This is a genomic window from Streptomyces sp. NPDC107538 (assembly GCF_055657445.1).
Genome location: NZ_JBVKAY010000008.1, coordinates 473,025 through 489,328 on the forward strand (window position 1 = coordinate 473,025; position 16,304 = coordinate 489,328).

The window sequence follows — 16,304 nt, forward strand, 5'->3', positions numbered from 1 at the left end:
CGCGGGCGGGCGGTGCCTTGTCGGCCGCCGGGCGACCCCGGGCTCTTCGGCGCCGTTGGGGGTTCGGTGGGTCGTGGGCCTACGCGCGTCGTGGTTGCTCGCGCAGTTCCCCGTGCCCCTGGAGGGCGCGGTGGTGCCCGGTGGTCACCGGCGTAGCCTTCTTGGTGTGTATGCGGAAAGGGCTTCCCGGCTGGGCGGGGCTGTGGTGTGGACCAACAGTCCGAGTGGGCCGGGGGCCGGGCGGGTCCTGCCCGACGGGTGCATGGATCTGTTGTGGCACGACGGGCGGCTGATGGTCGCGGGGCCGGACACGACGGCGTACGTCACCGAAGGGGCGGCCGGCGGCTGGGCGGGGCTCCGGTTCTTTCCCGGGCAGGCGCCCGCCTTCCTCGGGGTACCCGCGCACGCGTTGCGCGACCGGCGGGTGGAGCTGGCCGAGCTGTGGTCACCGGCGGTCGTACGGCGGCTCACCGCGCGGGTGAACGCGGCCGGTGATCCGGCGAGCGGGCTCGAAGAGGTGGTCCTGGAGCGGGCGGCCGAGGTGGGGCGGCCCGATCCGGTGCTGCGGCAGGTCGTCGACGCCCTCGGCGCGGGGCGGCCCGTGGCGGCGACCGCCGACGAACTCGGGCTCGGCGCGCGGCAGTTGCACCGCAGATCACTCGCCGCGTTCGGGTACGGACCCAAGACGCTGGCCCGGGTGCTGCGGCTGCAGCGGGCGCTCGCGCTCGCCCGGGACGGGGTGCCCTTCGCCGAGACGGCGGCCCGGACCGGGTACGCCGACCAGGCTCATCTGGCCCGTGACGTACGGGAGTTGGCGGGCCTGCCGCTCGGTGAGCTGCTCGGCGGAGGGTAGCGGGCCCTTGCCGGCGGGGTGCCCGGCTACTCGGGGGCGGGTGTCGGCAGCGGTGCGAAGAGGTCGACGCCGTTGCCGTCGGGGTCGAGGATCACGGCGTACCGCTGGCCCCACACCGCGTCCCACGGCTTGAGTTCACCGTGGTACCCGGCGGTCACCAACTCCTCGTACACCGCGTCCACTTCGGCCGGACTGTCGCACAGCAGGGCCAGCCCGGCGCCGCCGCCCGTGCCCGGTCGGTACTCGGGGTGGAAGGAGCGGACGGTCTCCTCGGTGTCGAGCAGCAGCCGCAGTCCGCCGGGGAGCGCGGCCTCGGCGTGCGGCTGGTTCTCGGCGCCCTCCGGGAAGGCGAAACCGAGCCTGCGGTAGAAGGTGACGGAGGCGGCCATGTCCGAGGCCACCATGCCGATCGCATCGAGTCGTGGAGTCATACGGCCACCGTAGGCGGGCCGGCGTCGCGCGGTCTTGAAGGAATCGGACACCCGCACGCGGCGGGAGGAGCGCTGTGCGGAAGCGCTGTGAGTAAGCGCTCTCGGGAGAACGGACTCTTTGGCTCACCTGTGGAACATCTGTGCGGCAGGATGGTGGGCATGCCCATGCCTCGCCGCCGAGAACTCCGTACCGCGCGTGTGCTGCTGCCCCTCGCGGTGCTGCCGCTGGTGCTCACCGCCTGCGGGACCGAGAAGGCCGTGATCGCGGGTCGCGAGCCGCTGAAACCGGCCCCCGACCGGGCGGAGCTGAACGCCCGCGCCGAAGCGCTGGGCCTCGCCCCGGGGCTCGTCTATGTCACCGAGGCCCCCGGATTCACACTGGCCCGGCAGTCCGTCGGCGTGTACGGCGCCGACGGCTTCTCCGCCGCCTACTGGTCCCGCAAGAACAGCGCCCAGCTCCTGGTCCTCGTCGACCGCTCCACGATGACCGCCGCGGACTGCCCGGAGCGGCCGATCGGCCAGGACACCGGCGAGCCGGTCGTCTGCGAGCGCGACGGGGAGGCCTGGTACCGCAGCTCGGCCGGCCAACACGAGTACGCCGTGCCGGAGGACGGCCACCTCGTCCGGATCAGCGCCGCCGCGGGCGCGGTGGACCGCCCCGCCCTGCGGGCCGCCGCGCTCGCCGCGCACCGCCCCACCGACGCCGAACTCGCCGTCCTCCTCCCGCCCCGCCACCACGACAAGCCGCCGCCCCCGTACGACGGCCCGCCGGTCGAACGCGGCGATCTGCCCCCGGCGGGCGACGGCGCACCGGACAACGAGGTGGGCGCCTCGGGCTGAGCCGCAGCGCCCCGAGCCGTAGGCGGCCGTCGGGTGCGGTTAGGACGTACCACCGCCCGGCTGCTGCGGACCGAAGGCCGTCATGAAGCGGTCGCGGAACTTGTCCATCCGCCAGGTCGGGGTGGCATCGGCGGGCTGGAGTCCGTCCGTCCAGCCCCAGTCGGAGATCTTCTCCAGCACCTCGGGGTCCTGGGCGACGATCGAGATCGGCACGTCGTGGCTGGGGTTGTCGCCGGTGACCGTCTTGTTGGGCTGGTGGTCGCCGAGGAAGACCAGGACGGTGTCCTTGGAGCCGTACTTGGCGACGTAGTCGACGAGGCTGGTCACCGAGTACTCGATGGACTTGCGGTACTCGTCCCGGACGGCCAGCGGGTCCTTCCAGACCTCCGTGGGGTCCTTGCCCTCGGCCTTCTGGAGGGAGTGGTAGACCGACCCGTCGCCGATCTGGTCCTCGGGGATCGTGCTCGGGATGGGCGCCCACGGGTTGTGGCTGGAGGTCAGGATGATCTCCGCCATCATCGGCTTCCGGTCCTGCTTGCCGTGCTCCAGTTCCTCGAAGGCCTTCAGCGTGTACTGGTCGGGCATGGTCGACCAGCTGAACTTCGGTCCCTGGTAACCGAGTTCGTCGGAGTCGTAGATGTGGTCCAGGCCGAAGTACTTGCCCTCCGGCCAGGCCTTCTGGGTGCCCGGCACGATACCGACCGTGCGCCAGGCCCCGGTCCGGCGGAACGCCTCGGTGAGGGTGAGGCGGTCGCTCGCGACGAGGTGCGAGTAGCGCGACTGGTTCTTGATCCACAGACCGGACAGGAACGTGGAGTGGCCCAGCCAGCTGCCGGCGCCGGTGATGGGGGAGCGCAGCCAGCCGCTCCGCGACGCGTATCCGGCGTCCTTCAGCTCCCGCGTCTTCTGCGCGAGCGTCTCGGAGAGCGGCTCGCCCATCCGCGGGTCGTCGATCGCGGAGCGGCCGTAGCTCTCGATGAACGTGATCAGTACGTCCTTGCCGCGCAGCCCCGTCAGCAACTGGTCCGGCGGTACGTCGGCGAAGGCGTCCACCGCGGACTGCTTCTCGAACGCCTCGGCGTCCTTCAGGCCGCCGCTCACCGCCTCGATCCGGTTCTCCACGAGCGTCGCCGCGCTGTGCGAGGCCACCGGGACGTCGGCCACCTCCAGCGTCAGCGTCGAGCAGGTGATCCACGCGGTGCCCAGGACCAGCAGCGTCCGGCTCGCCGTCTGCCGGTTGCGTGTCATCAGCCGGCTGATCCGCACCACCGCCAGCGTCATCAGCACCGGCAGCACGAGCGTCAGCAGGATCAGCCCGACCGTCACCGCCAGCGCGGCCGTGTCACCGAGCGAGTCCTGTACGAACGTCCGTGCGTTGTCCAGCAGGATCCAGTCGAGCACCAGGTCGAACGGGCGGTCCAGGGTCCAGTACGACCCCATGTCCAGCATCTTGACCGTCGTCAGCAGCCCGAGCAGCACCCCGACCACGACCACCGCCACGCGCCGCGCCCGCACCGGCAGCACGAGCAGCAGCCCGCCGACGAGGATCCCCTCCGCGGGGATGCGCAGGAACCTCCCGAACGTGATGTCCGTGACGTCGTTCGGCACGAGCAACGCGAACATGACGAGCGCGACGGCCAGTCCGCTCCCACCCCAGGCGACGGCCCGAGCGGCCCGGGGGTGCTCGGCCCGCCAGCCCCCGGGAGCGGCCGGCTCCTCGGCGAGGGGCGCGGGCGAGTCCTCGGCCGAGTTCTCGGCCAAGTCCTCGGCCAAGGCGTCGTCCGAGTGCTCGACCGGGGGTTCGACCGGCGCCTTGGCAGAGGGTTCCTCGTCCGTCGTCGGCCCGGCCTCGGTCTCGGCCTCGGTCTGGGTCTCGGCCTCGGTCTGGGGCTGGGTCTCGGCCTCAGGCTCGGACGCGGCTTCGGCCTCGGGCTCGGACGCGACCTCAGCCTCACTCTCGGACGCGACCTCAGCCTCTGCCTCGGGCCCAGCCTCTGCCGCCGGCTTGGCCTCGGCCTTCTCCTCCGCGTTCGCGCTCGGCTTCGTTTCCGAGTCCGCCTCTGGTGAACTCGACTCCGGGGGCTTGTCGTCGTCCGGCGCCGGTGTCGGTCCCGGAAGCTGCGGAGAGCGTATGTGCGACAACCCGAAGGTCCTTCCCTGTGGAGCATGTGGAGCTCGGTGCTGGTGGTGCGGAGTGGGCCGGGGGCGGCACGACCGCCGGAACACCCGAGGGGCATCCGTATGCGTACGGTCCCACGTCGCCCACCGTTCACCCGAACTCAGGGTCACCGCAACCACTTGACCGAACCTAAACGCTCCCCGCACCCCCGGCTCAGGCCGAGCGCAGCGCCCCCGTGCTGGAGCGTTCCACCAGGCGCGTCGACAACTCGGTGCGGGTGCCCTCGGGTTGGTCGCCCTCCATCATCCGCACCAGCAGCCGCAGCGCGGTCTGGGCCATCTCGGACAGCGGCTGGCGGACGGTGGTCAGCCCGGGGGTCGCCCAGCGGGCCTCGGGCAGGTCGTCGAAACCGACCACGCTGATGTCGTCCGGCACCCGCAATCCCCGTTCGGCCAGCGCCTCGTACACTCCGAGGGCCATCTTGTCCGAGCAGACGAACACGGCGGTCGGCGGCTCGGGGAGGTCGAGCAGCTGGAGCATCCGGTGGCGGGCGGTGGCCTCCATGAAGTTGCCGTAGCGAACGTACTCCGGCCGGTACGGCAGCCCCGCGGCCGTCAGCGCCGAGCGGTAGCCCGCGACCCGGGCGCTGCTGCACATCTTGCGGCGGTACCCGGCGATCACGGCGATCCGCTCGTGCCCCAGGGACAGCAGATGGTCGGCGGCGGTCATCCCGCCCTGCCAGTTGGCCGCCCCCACCGACACCACGCCCGGCGGCGGTTCCAGGACCGGGTCGATCAGCACGAACGGGATGCGGTGCTGGGTGAGCCAGGAGTACTGGGCGGGAGACAGCTCGGCCAGGTTGAACAGCACGCCCGCCGAACCCCGGGCGGTCAGCTTGTCGAACCAGCCGCGTTCGGGGCGGGCGCCCCGGGTGCGGGTGAGACCGGCCGAGACCACGACCTCCAGACCGGCGTCGTGGGCGGCCTGTTCGACGCCGTGCAGGACCGCGCCCGACCAGGAGCTCTCCAGCGAGTGCACCACCAGGTCGACCATGCGCGGCGGTTTGGACGCCTCGAACCGGGGTCTGCGGACATAGCCGAGCCGGTCCAACGCCTCGGTGACCCGGCGCCTGGTCTCCGGGGCCACGTCCTCCCGGCCGTTGACCACTTTCGAGGCCGTCGGTACGGAGACCCCGGCCTCGCGCGCCACCACCGCCAGCGTCGGCCCGGCCGTCGCGCTCCCGCCACGCACCATCGCGACTCCACCTCTCGGGGCCCGTCCCGAGGCCCGTGAAATTTTCGAACAGCGCTGCGCGCACGGCGGAGTCCCCCGCCGCGTAGCAAGCGCTTCCTACGTTAAGGCCAACTCAACACGGCGGGAAGAAGCGGGGATTCACAGGACGGCCCCAGCCAAAACTTTCGAAACTTCGAACAGGTGGAGTTCGGGTCAGCGCACCACGCGATGGCGGAGATAGACGACGTTCGAGCCGTAGGGGCGGGTCTCCACGAGTTCGAGATCGACCCGGCGCTCCTGCCGGGGGAAGTACGGGATGCCGCCGCCGACCATGACCGGATAGACCATGGTCCGGTACTCGTCGATCAGGCCCGCCGCGGCGGCCTCGGCGGCGAGCGTGGCCCCGCCGATCGCGATGTCGCCCTCCCCGGGCTCGGCCCGCAGCCGCTCGATCTCCTCGGCCACGCTGCCGGTGGCCAGACGGGCACTGCCCTGCACGGTCGACAGCGTGGTGGAGAACACCACCTTGGGGAGCGGATTCCAGAGCGCGATCCATTCGTGCTCCGCTTCGCCGAGCGAGGGGTCCTGGGCGGCGGTCTCCCAGTACAGCATCGCCTCGTACAGCCGCCGGCCCATCAGATGGACGCCGACCTCGCGGATCTCGTCGATCCAGAAGCGGAAGACCTCCGGCTCGGGCTCCGACCAGTCGAAACTGCCGTCCGGCCCGACGATGTAGCCGTCGAGCGAGACGTTCATCGAATACGTCACCTTGCGCATCGGAAGTCCTCCTCGGTAAGGGATTCGACATTACGACTGCCGAACACCCCGGAACTCATCGCGGCGCGCGGGATTTCCCGAAGCGGTGCGCGGGCTCTCTCGAAGCGGATACGCGTGGGCCGGAGGGCCCGGCGCGTTCAGTGGTCCAGTGAGTCCCAGAACTTGGTGAGCGCCTGGGCCGCGCGGTCGGGATCCTGGGTCATCCACCAGTGGCCGAGGCCGTCGAGGGTCTCGGTGCGGGCGCCGGCCAGCCGTGCCGTGCGGGTCCGCTGTTCCATGGTGCCGACGAGGAGGTCCTCGGTGGCGAGCAGGGCGAGGCCCGGCCGCTCGGCCGCGCGGCCGAGGTTCCGGCCCAGGCCGGCCATCACCGGCTGGGCGGCCGACCGGTAGAGCGCGTACGCGGCCCGCCCCATCGCCTCGTCCTGGCCCGCCGCGACCCGCGCCGCCACCGGCTCGCTCATACCGAACGCCACGAGCATCGCGACCCGTGTCGCGAGGTCCGGGCCGAGCGGAATGGCCGGGTCGGGGCCCGTGCTCTCCGGCGCCTGCTGGCTCAGGGCGAACTCGTGCCACCCGTAGTCCGGGTCGAACAGACCGATCACATCGCTGACCCAGCTGCGTACGAGGTCCGGGCGGGCCGTCACCGCGTTGAGGACGTGGGCGCCGCCCCAGTCGTGCCCGACCAGGTCGACGGGCTCGTCGAAACGCTCCAGTTCACCGATGAGCCAGTCCCGGTAGTCACCCACGGTCGCCCCGAACCCGGTCGGCAGGGGCGCCCCGAAGCCGGGCGGGGACAGGCGGACCGGCTCGGGGCGGCCGGGGGCGACACGTGCGAGAGCGACGAGCAGCGGCTCCCAGACCTCCGGGGTCTCGGGGAAGCCGTGGACGAGGACGGTGGGCATGGCGGGAACTCCGTTTCCATGGGCCGCGAGCGACTCTCCGCGACCATTGCTGACCAGATGACCAATCTGGTCAGTGAGTATAGTCTCGGCGCATGAACACGAACACCACCCCACGACAGCGGGCCCTCGTCGTCGGACTCGGCGTCAGCGGAACCGCCTCCGCGCTGCGGCTGCACAAGGCGGGCTGGGACGTCACCGTCCTGGAAAGGGCCGCCGAGCGCCGTCGCGGCGGGTACTTCCTCACCCTCTTCGGCACCGGTATGACGGCCGCGGAGCGCCTGGGCATCGAGGTCCCGGACCGCTCCTCCGAGGCCATCGCCTACTACAACGTCGACCGCGCGGGCCGCCGCCGGCGCGGCATGGGCTTCGCCGAGGCCGTGGCCGGCGAGTCACGCCCGGTCGTGCGCGGCGACGTCGAGCAGGCCGCCTTCGACGCCCTGCCCGAGGACGTGGAGATCCGGTACGCGTCCGTACCGGTGGCGCTCAGCCAGGACGACGAGGGTGTGCGGGTCGACATCGAGGACCGGGCCGCGGGGGCGGTGACCACCGAACGGTTCGACCTCGTGGTCGGGGCCGACGGCCTGCGCTCGACCGTGCGCCGGCTGACGTTCGGCCCTGACGACGGCCGTATCCACCGCCTCGGCTACATGCTCGCGGCGTGCGCGCTGCCCGGCCCGGTCCCCGGCTTCCGGGGCACGGACGGCATCATCATGTCCGAGGAGGGCCGCTCGGCCTGGGTCTTCGCCTTCGCCGACCGGCCCCCGACGGTGCTGTTCAACTACCGGACCGAGGACGCGGACGCCGAGTTCACCCGGCCCGCCATCGACACCCTGCGGGCGGTCTTCGGGCCGGAGCCCACGGGTCCGACGCTCGGCTGGCTGCTCGACCGGTTCGAGGAGGCACCGGACCACCTGTTCGACACCGCCGAGCAGGTACGGCTCGACACCTGGCACCGGGGCCGGGTGGTCCTCGTCGGCGACTCCGCGTGGTGCCTGACCCTCTACTCCGGGATGGGCGCCTCCAGCGGCATGGCCGGGGCCGACATGCTGGGCACGATGCTGGAGCAGCACCCCGGGGACGTGCCGGGGGCCCTGCGGGCGTGGGAGGAGAAGCTCCGCCCCTTCATCGAGTTCCACCAGGAGAGCGGCATGGCCATGCGCAGGCTCTTCGTCCCGGCCGACCACACCGAGTTCCAGATCCGGTCCGTCTTCGACCACGTGGTGGGGACGACGGTCGGCCGTACGGTCATCTCGAAGCTGGAGCACCGCAGCAAGGCCTCCCGGATGAAGACGGTCGACATCGCCCTGTCCTGACCATCCCCGGAGACCCCGCCCGGTCCTGACCTCCCCCGGGGCCCCCACCCGGCCAATGGTCGGCGTGGGGTTCCGGGACCTGGTCTCAGTCCGAGAAGACCTGCTTGGCGACCGTGATCGCGGTCATGGCCTTGGGCCAGCCGGCGTAGAAGGCGAGGTGGGTGATCGCCTCGACGAGTTCGGTCTCGGTGACGCCGTTCTCCTTGGCCCGTCCGAGGTGGAACGCGAGCTGGTCGGCGTCGCCGCCGGCGACGAGGACGGCGACGGTGATCAGACTGCGGTCGCGGGCGGCCAGCTCGGTGCGGTTCCACACGTCCTCGAACAGGACGTCGTCGGTGAGTTCGGCGAGCTTCGGGGCGAAGTCACCGAGCATGCGGCGTCCGCCGCCCAGCTGCTTGGGCTGGTCGGTCATCAGAACTCCTCGGTGTCAGGTGCCGCGGGGGCGGTTGTACTGCTCGTCGGTGACGGGCTCGTTCCAGGTGGTTTCGTCGGTGCCGTCGCCCGTGCCCTCCCACAGGGCGATGTGCTCCATGAAGCGGCCGGGGGTGGCGCCGTGCCAGTGCTCCTCGTTCGGGGGGCAGGTGACGGTCCGGCCGGGGTGGGCCTCGAAGACGGTGCCGTCGCGGGTGCCGATCAGGGCCGTGCCGGAGACGACGTGGAGGGTCTGGCCCAGGACGTGGGAGTGCCAGTGGGTGCGGGCGCCGGGAGAGAAGCGGACCATGTTGGCGCGCATCCGGGACGGCTCCCGGCCCGCGTGGATCACGTCGAACCAGACGTCGCCGGTGAACCAGGCGGCGGGGGCCTTGACGGTGTCCTGCTGCTTGACGAATTCCATGGGCTTTCCTTCTGCGTGCGGGCTTGCGTGGGGCGGGCGGGGGGCCTTCGACGGCCGCCTCACCACCAGGAAACCGCAGGCCGAAGGCGGGAGGGAGGGCCTGCGCTGCCAGGTACTGACAGGGCCCCCCGCGGCCGCGCCGGCCCGCCTAGCCTGGAGGGCGTGAGCACCGAGAGCGACATCCGCGAGTTCCTGTCCTCCCGCCGCGCCAAGATCACCCCGCAGCAGGCCGGGCTGCCCGCCTACGGCGGCAACCGGCGTGTGCCCGGGCTGCGCCGCGAGGAAGTCGCGATGCTCGCCGGCGTCAGCATCGACTACTACATCCGCCTCGAACGCGGCCACCTCGCCGGAGCCTCCGAGGAAGTCCTCGACGCCGTCGCGCGTGCCCTGCAACTCGACGAGGCCGAACACGCCCACCTCTACGACCTCGCCCGCGCCGTCGCCCGACGCCCCGCCCGCCGTACCAGACGGACCCGAGGCCCGCTCCCCGACAGCGTCCTGCGCGTCCTCGACGCCATGACCGACTCCCCGGCCTTCATCCGCAACGGCCGCCTCGACATCCTCGCCGTCAACCGCCTCGGCCGCGCCCTGTACTCCCCGCTGTTCACCGAGGGCGCGCCGCGTCCGGTCAACATCGCCCGCTTCCAGTTCCTGGACCCGCACGGCCGGGACTTCTTCCCCGACTGGGAGCAGTCCGTGAACACGACCGTCTCCCTGCTGCGCACCGAGGCCGGACGGGCGCCCGGCGACAGCGACCTGACCGGGCTGATCGGCGAACTCGTCACCCGCAGCGAGGAGTTCCGCACCGCGTGGGCCAGGCACAACGTGCGCCTGCACCACACCGGCCGCAAAGGCTTCCGGCATCCGGTCGTCGGCGAGATCACCCTCGACTTCGACGCCATGGAACTGCCCGCACAGCCCGGCCTGACCCTGACCGCGTACAGCACCGGACCCGACACCCCGGCCCACGACGCCCTGCGGCTGCTGGCCGCCTGGGCCGCCACCGAAGACGCCTCCGCGACCGCCGACCCGGACCGCACCACCCGCCACTGAACCGTGCGCCCGGCCGGCGGACCCCGTTCACCGCCCGCCGTTCACCGCTCACCGCTCACCGCAAGGAGACTCCGCCATGCACACTCGTATCCTCGGCCAGGGCCTGGAGGTCTCGGCGATCGGCCTGGGCTGTATGGGCATGTCCCAGAGCTACGGCCCCAATCCCGGCGACCGGCAGGACATGATCGCCGTGATCCGCGGCGCCGTCGACCACGGCGTCACCTTCTTCGACACCGCCGAGGTCTACGGCCCCTACGCCAACGAGGAGCTCGTGGGCGAGGCACTCGCCCCGCTGCGCGACCGGGTCGTCCTCGCGACCAAGTTCGGCTGGCGCATCGAAGACGGCAAATCGGTCGGTCTCGACAGCCGGCCGGAGCAGATCAGGCGGGTGGCCGACGCCTCGCTGCGCCGCCTGCGCACGGACACGATCGACCTCTTCTACCAGCATCGGGTCGACCCCGACGTACCGATCGAGGACGTCGCGGGCGCCGTCGCGGAGCTCGTCCAGGCCGGCAAGGTACGGCACTTCGGCCTGTCGGAGGCGGGGGCCGCGACGATCCGCCGGGCGCATGCCGTCCACCCGGTGACGGCGGTACAGAGCGAGTACTCGCTGTGGACCCGCGACCCCGAACCCGAGGTCCTGCCCACGCTCGCCGAACTCGGCATCGGATTCGTCCCGTTCAGCCCGCTCGGCAAGGGCTTCCTCACCGGCACCGTCGACACCACGACCGCGTTCACCGCCGACGACATCCGCACCACCATCCCCCGGTTCGCCCAGGACAACCTCGCCGCCAACCAGGCACTGGTCGATCACGTCGCCGCCCTGGCCCACGCGAAGGACGCCACCCCCGGGCAGGTGGCCCTGGCGTGGCTGCTCGGCCGGCACCCGTCGATCGTGCCGATCCCCGGCACCCGCCGCCTCGCCCGGGTGGAGGAGAACGCCGCCGCCACCCGGCTCGCCCTGTCCGCCGACGAGCGGGCGGACCTGGACGCGCTGGCGGCCCGCGTCGGCGTCCGCGGCGACCGCTACAACGAGCTGCACATGAGCCTGGTCGACCGGTAGACGGGCCGCGCCCCGGGCAGTTCACCACCCCGCGAACCCCGCGGACTCACCGTGACATCATGCTGCCGAAGAGCGAACGGGAGGAACCACGACGGTGAGCCGGCTGATCGAACACGACTCCGTCAAGGCGGCCAGGATCCTCGACAGCGCGCGCGAGCTGGCCCTCGAACACGGCGTCCGCAAGGTGACCATCGCCGAGATCGCCTCGGCGGCGGGCGTGGGCAAGGGCACGGTCTATCTGTACTGGGAGACCAAGGAGGACCTGTTCGTGGGGCTGGCCGCGCGCGAGGTGCTGGCCTGGCTCACGGACATCAACGGGCACATCGCGCAGGATCCGCAGTCCGTGCTGCCCCGCCGGCTCGCTCCGCTGCTCGTCCGTACGACCCTCGGCAACCCCTGGCTGCGGTGGCTCCAGAGCGACGACAGTGCCATGCGGCAGCTGCTCCACCGGCCCGCCGACCGGGAGCGTTTCGCCGAGGCCACGACGAGCGCGCTGGGCAGCGCGGTGCTGGCGGTCCTGCGCGATCACGGGATCGTGCGCGACGACCTCCCCCTGCCCCGGCAGATGTACGCCCTGCACGCCGTACTGGTCGGGTTCGTCACCGTCATGAACCACGCCGACGCCACGGACCCGCTGAGCATCGACGATCCCGAAACCGCCCTGGCCGACACCGTCCAGCTCCTGCTCGAACGACCTCACGACCCCACCGCCCAGAAGGTCACCGAGGCGGCGGAGGCGGTACGGATCCGTTTCACCGAGATCCACGACAACCTCCTGAACCTCGTCGCGACGGGCGCCCCCGGCACCAGGTGAACCGAGCCGGGTCAGCTCTCCGGGTCGGAGAACTCCCGCGCGAGGTCCCGGTGTCTCTCCGCGACCAGCTTTCCCTGGGCGGGGCTGATCGTCGATCCCGGCATACCGCTCAGGTGTTCGACCTGTGTGGCGAAGCGCAGATGCTCGCTCCGCGCGTGTTCACGGCACGGCAGACAGGTCACCCGGTCCGCACGCGGCGAGGTCATCGCGTACGGCACGCGCAGCCCGCACCCCGTGGTGACGACGCTCGGCAGGTCACCGGCCAGGCCGAAGGTGGACGCCACCGTGTTCCGGACAGCGGCGTCCCCGTGGACCGCCCTCGCCCCGACATGAATGTGCGGATCGTTTCCGTCCATGGGGCCTACCTGCCCCGGCGGCCGGACCGGAACCCCTGGGCCGCCCCTCCTCGTGTCTCGCCCCTCACCCCTCCTCGCACACCAGCCGGAACCCCCCGAAGTCCGCGGTGAATTCCGCGGCGACGAGGTCCTGGGCGTGGATGCCGGCCAGGGTGCCGGTGAAGCGGAGGGCGGGGCCGTGGTCGTCGGAGAGGTGGGTGAAGTCGAGGGGCGGCCCGACGGGGACGCGCCGGCCCTCGTGGAGGTACCAGAAGCGGGCCTCGGGGCCGTCGATGCTCGCGCCCAGGGTGATCGGCCGGCCCGGTTCGACCTCGACCACGGCCCGCTGCCGGGCCCCGTCCGTGTCGCATTCGACGAGGCTCAGGACGGTACGGCCCGCGCCCCTCCACTGCTGGCCGCGCTGGGGCTCGCCCTCGGGTTCGGCCCAGGTCAGGTCGAGGGTGAGGTACGCGGAGCCGTTGTAGCGCAGGGTCAGACCGGCCGCCTCGCCGAAGGTGCGCGGCCGGGCCTCGACCGTGACCTCCACCTCCGCCCGGTGCTCGGTGATCCGCTGCGCCAACAGACTCTGCTCCCACAGCGATTCGGCCCCCTGCCGCCCCCGAAGCCGAATCCAGCCGGGCCGCACCCCCGCGTCCGCCCACGACACGTCCGGCGCCGCACGCAGACTGCTCCACGGCCAGCCGAGGGCGTCGCTCTCTGCCGTCGCCGTCGCCGTCGCCGTCGTTCCGGCGGGCAGGCCGTCGGCCGCCGCCTTCGGCCCGGCGGACAGGGCTGCCGGCGTCGGCGCAGTGGCCCCGGTGGCAGCCGATGGCATCGCGGCCTCCTCGCGGGCCCGTGGCCGTGGCGCGGTCGGCCCAGCGGCACCCGGCGGGAGCGCCGACGCGGCAAGGGCCACCGGCGTCGCGGGCCCCGTGCCGACCGCCGGGTCCACGCCCGGTACCTGCACCTCCGCGCCCGGTACCTCCACCTCCACCGCCGGATGCCACCCCCCGTGCCGCAGCCGGGGCCAGCCGTCCGCGTCCCAGAGCACTGCCTGGACGGCGGTCTCCCGGCCCAGGGGGCAGCGCATGCCGTGTTCGGTGTGCAGGGGGCGGGCCGTGAGATGGCTCAGGTACCAGTCGCCCGCCGGGGTCCGGACCAGTTCGGCGTGCCCGGCCTTCTGCAACGGCACCTTCGGGTCGTCCCGGGTCGTCAGCAGGGGCAGCGCGTCGAGTTCGTACGGTCCGGTGAGCGCGCGGCTGCGGGCCACCCGTACGCCGTGCTCGAAACCGGTGCCGCCCTCGGCCAGCACCAGGTAGTACCAGCCGTCGTGGAGCAGCAGCTTGGGGCCCTCGATCAACCGGTCGTGCTGGAGCAGGAGATGGGTGTCGCCGAGGGGGCGGAGCGTCGAGCGGTCCAGCTCGGTCAGGACGATCCCGGCGAACCGGTCGCCGTCGGGGCGGTGGTCGCTCTGCATGTTGAGCAGCCAGAGCCGGCCCTCGTGATGGAACAGGGCCGGGTCGAAGCCATGGCTCGCCACCCGCCGGGGAGCGGTCCACTCGCCGTCCACCGCCGGGGCCGTACAGACGTAGGTGTCCAGGTCGAAGTAGCGCGTGCCGACCGACCGGACGATCGTGTAGACCACCCAGAAGCGCTCGCCGTCCCAGCTCAGCGACGGGGCCCAGACGCCGCCCGAGTCGGGCACCCCGGCGAGCGAGCCGCCGGGGGCCGCGCTGCGCACATGGCCGGCGTACTCCCAGTGCGCGAGGTCCCGGGAGCGGTGGATCGGGATCGTCGGGAACCACTCGAACGAACTGGTCGCCACGTAGTACCAGTCGCCGACCCTGATCAGGGACGGGTCCGGGGCGAAGCCGCGGATGACCGGGTTGCGGGCCACGGTCGTCCGGGGCGGGACCGAAGGTGTCACTTGAGGGCTCCCAGGGTTACGCCCGACCGCCAGTAGCGGCGCATCGCGGTCATCATGATGGCCAGCGGGATGATGGACAGCAGCGCGCCGGTGAGGACGAGACTGGTCACGTCGATGCCGGACTCCGCGCGCTTGCCGGACCAGTTGTAGAGGCCGAGGTTCAGCGTCCAGTTCTCCTTGCCCCGCAGCAGGGTCAGGGGGAGGAAGAACGCGTTCCAGGTGTTGACGAAGGCCAGCAGGAAGACCGTCGCACCGCCCGTGGTCATCATCCGCAGCACGATGCTGAAGAAGATCCGCAGCTCACCGGCGCCGTCGATACGGGCCGCCTCCAGCAGTTCGAAGGGGATCGTCGCCTCGGTGTAGACCTTCGCCAGGTACACGCTGAAGGGGTTGATGAGGCACGGGATCAGCATCGCCCAGGGGGTGTCGACCAGGCCGATCTTCGAGAACATCAGATAGAGGGGGAGCGTGAGCAGCGCGATGGGGATCAGGAACGAGCCCACCACCGCCGCGAACACCACACCCCGGCCGGGGAAGTCGAAGCGGGCCAGGCCGTAACCGGTGGCCAGCGCGATGAGCGTGCCGCCGAGGGAGCCGACTCCGGCGTACAGGAACGAGTTGGCGGTCCAGCGCAGGAAGATGCCGTCGTCGTAGGTGAACACCTGCTGGAGGTTCTCCCAGAGGTGCATACCGGAGAACCACAGGCCGTTGCTCTGGTACAGGCCCACCTGGTCCTTGGTGGCGGCGATCATCAGCCAGTACACGGGGAACAGGCTGTAGAGGCTCGCCAGGACCAGCCCGAGCAGGATGAACCGCTGGCCGCCGCGCCCGCCCGAGGCGGGGTCGGGGGTCGTGATCCGCCGTACGGGAGGCAGGCCGGAGAGCCCGGACTTCTTGGGGGTGTCGGTGGTGGTCGTGGCCATCAGTCGACCTCCTTCGAGGTCAGCCGGTAGAAGACGAGGGAGGCGACGCCGAGGATCAGGGCCAGGAGCACCGAGAGGGCGGCGGCGTAGGGGTAGTTGCCCGCGTTGAACGCCTGGTTGTAGATGATCATGATCGGGGTGAAGCTGTCGTCCACGGTCTCGGGGGTGATGTTCCGGAACAGCGCCGGCTCGTTGAAGATCTGCAGCATCTGGATGATGGAGAGCAGTCCGGTCAGGACCAGCGCCCCGCGGACGAACGGGATCTTGATGCTCAGCGCGATCCGGCTCTCGGAGGCGCCGTCGAGACGGGCGGCCTCGAACAGCTCGCGGGGGACGCCCTGGAGCGCCGAGTAGATGATCACCATGTTGTAGCCGATGCCGTGCCAGGTGAGCAGATTGCCGATGGACGGCCACACCATGGACGGCGCGAAGAAGTTCCAGTCGAAGCCGAGGAAGTCGCCGAGCGGGGTCAGCGGACCCACCGCGGGGCTGTACAGATTGATCCACACGATCGCGGCGACCACACCCGGGATCATGTACGGGACCAGCAGCACGATCCGGAAGCGGTTCGCGGCCTTCGAGGTGAGCGTGTCCAGGAACAGCGCCAGGACCAGGCTGATCAGCAGCATGAACGGGATCTGCACACAGGCGAACAGCACCACCCGCAGGATCGACCCCATGAACGCCGAGTCGGTCAGCCCGAGTTGATAGTTGTCCAGCCCGGAGAACTCCCGGGTCGCGCCGCCGAGGCCGAGCCCGGACTGCTTCTCCTGGAACAGCGACTCGTAGACCGCGTACCCGATGGGCAGCAGATAGAGGAAGACGAATCCGAGCTGGAAAGGCACCGTGAACGCGGCACCTTTCCAGCGCTGGGAGCGAATCATCG

17 protein-coding genes are annotated in these 16,304 nt (G+C 71.5%); 6 read left to right on the plus strand and 11 right to left on the minus strand.

What is annotated here, in order from left to right:
* Nucleotides 1–166 precede the first annotated feature (166 nt).
* Nucleotides 167–853, plus strand: coding sequence for a helix-turn-helix domain-containing protein (locus ACZ7MG_RS29020; RefSeq protein WP_471384164.1), 687 nt, complete (start codon nt 167–169; stop codon nt 851–853).
* A gap of 26 nt (nt 854–879) precedes the next feature.
* Here the strand turns inward: ACZ7MG_RS29020 and ACZ7MG_RS29025 are convergent, their stop codons facing one another.
* Nucleotides 880–1,284, minus strand: coding sequence for a VOC family protein (locus tag ACZ7MG_RS29025; RefSeq protein ID WP_471384163.1), 405 nt, complete (start codon nt 1,282–1,284; stop codon nt 880–882).
* A gap of 165 nt (nt 1,285–1,449) precedes the next feature.
* On the opposite strand from ACZ7MG_RS29025, the gene ACZ7MG_RS29030 reads away from it, so the two are divergent.
* The gene (locus tag ACZ7MG_RS29030) at nt 1,450–2,124 is read left to right on the plus strand and encodes a hypothetical protein (protein WP_471384943.1); all 675 of its coding nucleotides are present in this window, start codon (nt 1,450–1,452) and stop codon (nt 2,122–2,124) included.
* Nucleotides 2,125–2,163: 39 nt separating this feature from the next.
* Here the strand turns inward: ACZ7MG_RS29030 and ACZ7MG_RS29035 are convergent, their stop codons facing one another.
* From ACZ7MG_RS29035 to ACZ7MG_RS29050, 4 genes are all read right to left on the minus strand, one after another.
* The gene (locus tag ACZ7MG_RS29035; RefSeq protein ID WP_471384160.1) at nt 2,164–4,266 is read right to left on the minus strand and encodes an alkaline phosphatase family protein; all 2,103 of its coding nucleotides are present in this window, start codon (nt 4,264–4,266) and stop codon (nt 2,164–2,166) included.
* A gap of 190 nt (nt 4,267–4,456) precedes the next feature.
* Nucleotides 4,457–5,497 carry a LacI family DNA-binding transcriptional regulator gene (locus tag ACZ7MG_RS29040; RefSeq protein ID WP_471384158.1) on the minus strand — a complete coding sequence of 347 codons (1,041 nt, stop codon included), beginning with the start codon at nt 5,495–5,497 and terminating at the stop codon, nt 4,457–4,459.
* A gap of 192 nt (nt 5,498–5,689) precedes the next feature.
* On the minus strand, nt 5,690–6,253 hold the full coding sequence (locus ACZ7MG_RS29045) for a dihydrofolate reductase family protein (RefSeq protein WP_471384155.1): 564 nt from the start codon (nt 6,251–6,253) through the stop codon (nt 5,690–5,692).
* A 137-nt stretch (nt 6,254–6,390) separates the two neighbouring features.
* Nucleotides 6,391–7,155 (minus strand): alpha/beta fold hydrolase, encoded by a 765-nt coding sequence (locus ACZ7MG_RS29050; RefSeq protein ID WP_471384152.1) that lies wholly within the window; start codon nt 7,153–7,155, stop codon nt 6,391–6,393.
* A gap of 92 nt (nt 7,156–7,247) precedes the next feature.
* Here ACZ7MG_RS29050 and ACZ7MG_RS29055 point away from each other — a divergent pair, with 92 nt between their 5' ends.
* Nucleotides 7,248–8,468: an FAD-dependent monooxygenase gene (locus tag ACZ7MG_RS29055; protein ID WP_471384149.1), complete on the plus strand. Its 1,221-nt coding sequence runs from the start codon at nt 7,248–7,250 to the stop codon at nt 8,466–8,468.
* Between the two features lie 85 nt (nt 8,469–8,553).
* On the opposite strand, the gene ACZ7MG_RS29060 is transcribed toward ACZ7MG_RS29055, so the two are convergent.
* Nucleotides 8,554–8,880, minus strand: coding sequence for a carboxymuconolactone decarboxylase family protein (locus ACZ7MG_RS29060; protein ID WP_471384148.1), 327 nt, complete (start codon nt 8,878–8,880; stop codon nt 8,554–8,556).
* Nucleotides 8,881–8,895: 15 nt separating this feature from the next.
* Nucleotides 8,896–9,303, minus strand: a complete 408-nt coding sequence (locus ACZ7MG_RS29065) for a (R)-mandelonitrile lyase (protein WP_471384145.1) — start codon at nt 9,301–9,303, stop codon at nt 8,896–8,898.
* Nucleotides 9,304–9,465: 162 nt separating this feature from the next.
* Here ACZ7MG_RS29065 and ACZ7MG_RS29070 point away from each other — a divergent pair, with 162 nt between their 5' ends.
* The 3 genes from ACZ7MG_RS29070 (at nt 9,466) to ACZ7MG_RS29080 (ending at nt 12,233) form a co-directional block, all read left to right on the plus strand.
* Nucleotides 9,466–10,356 carry a helix-turn-helix transcriptional regulator gene (locus tag ACZ7MG_RS29070; RefSeq protein ID WP_471384142.1) on the plus strand — a complete coding sequence of 297 codons (891 nt, stop codon included), beginning with the start codon at nt 9,466–9,468 and terminating at the stop codon, nt 10,354–10,356.
* Nucleotides 10,357–10,432: 76 nt separating this feature from the next.
* Nucleotides 10,433–11,419: an aldo/keto reductase gene (locus tag ACZ7MG_RS29075; RefSeq protein WP_471384139.1), complete on the plus strand. Its 987-nt coding sequence runs from the start codon at nt 10,433–10,435 to the stop codon at nt 11,417–11,419.
* Between the two features lie 94 nt (nt 11,420–11,513).
* Nucleotides 11,514–12,233 carry a TetR/AcrR family transcriptional regulator gene (locus ACZ7MG_RS29080; protein WP_471384136.1) on the plus strand — a complete coding sequence of 240 codons (720 nt, stop codon included), beginning with the start codon at nt 11,514–11,516 and terminating at the stop codon, nt 12,231–12,233.
* Between the two features lie 11 nt (nt 12,234–12,244).
* On the opposite strand, the gene ACZ7MG_RS29085 is transcribed toward ACZ7MG_RS29080, so the two are convergent.
* From ACZ7MG_RS29085 to ACZ7MG_RS29100, 4 genes are all read right to left on the minus strand, one after another.
* Complete coding sequence (locus tag ACZ7MG_RS29085; RefSeq protein WP_471384134.1) at nt 12,245–12,589, minus strand: hypothetical protein; 345 nt, start codon at nt 12,587–12,589, stop codon at nt 12,245–12,247.
* 64 nt (nt 12,590–12,653) lie between these two features.
* On the minus strand, nt 12,654–14,495 hold the full coding sequence (locus ACZ7MG_RS29090) for a glycoside hydrolase family 43 protein (protein ID WP_471384131.1): 1,842 nt from the start codon (nt 14,493–14,495) through the stop codon (nt 12,654–12,656).
* A complete protein-coding gene (locus tag ACZ7MG_RS29095; RefSeq protein WP_471384130.1) occupies nt 14,492–15,418 on the minus strand; it encodes a carbohydrate ABC transporter permease in 927 nt (308 codons plus the stop codon). The genes ACZ7MG_RS29090 and ACZ7MG_RS29095 overlap by 4 nt, the downstream gene beginning before the upstream one ends.
* Nucleotides 15,418–16,302, minus strand: a complete 885-nt coding sequence (locus ACZ7MG_RS29100; protein WP_471384127.1) for a carbohydrate ABC transporter permease — start codon at nt 16,300–16,302, stop codon at nt 15,418–15,420. Before ACZ7MG_RS29100 ends, ACZ7MG_RS29095 begins: the two co-directional genes overlap by 1 nt.
* Nucleotides 16,303–16,304: the final 2 nt, after the last annotated feature.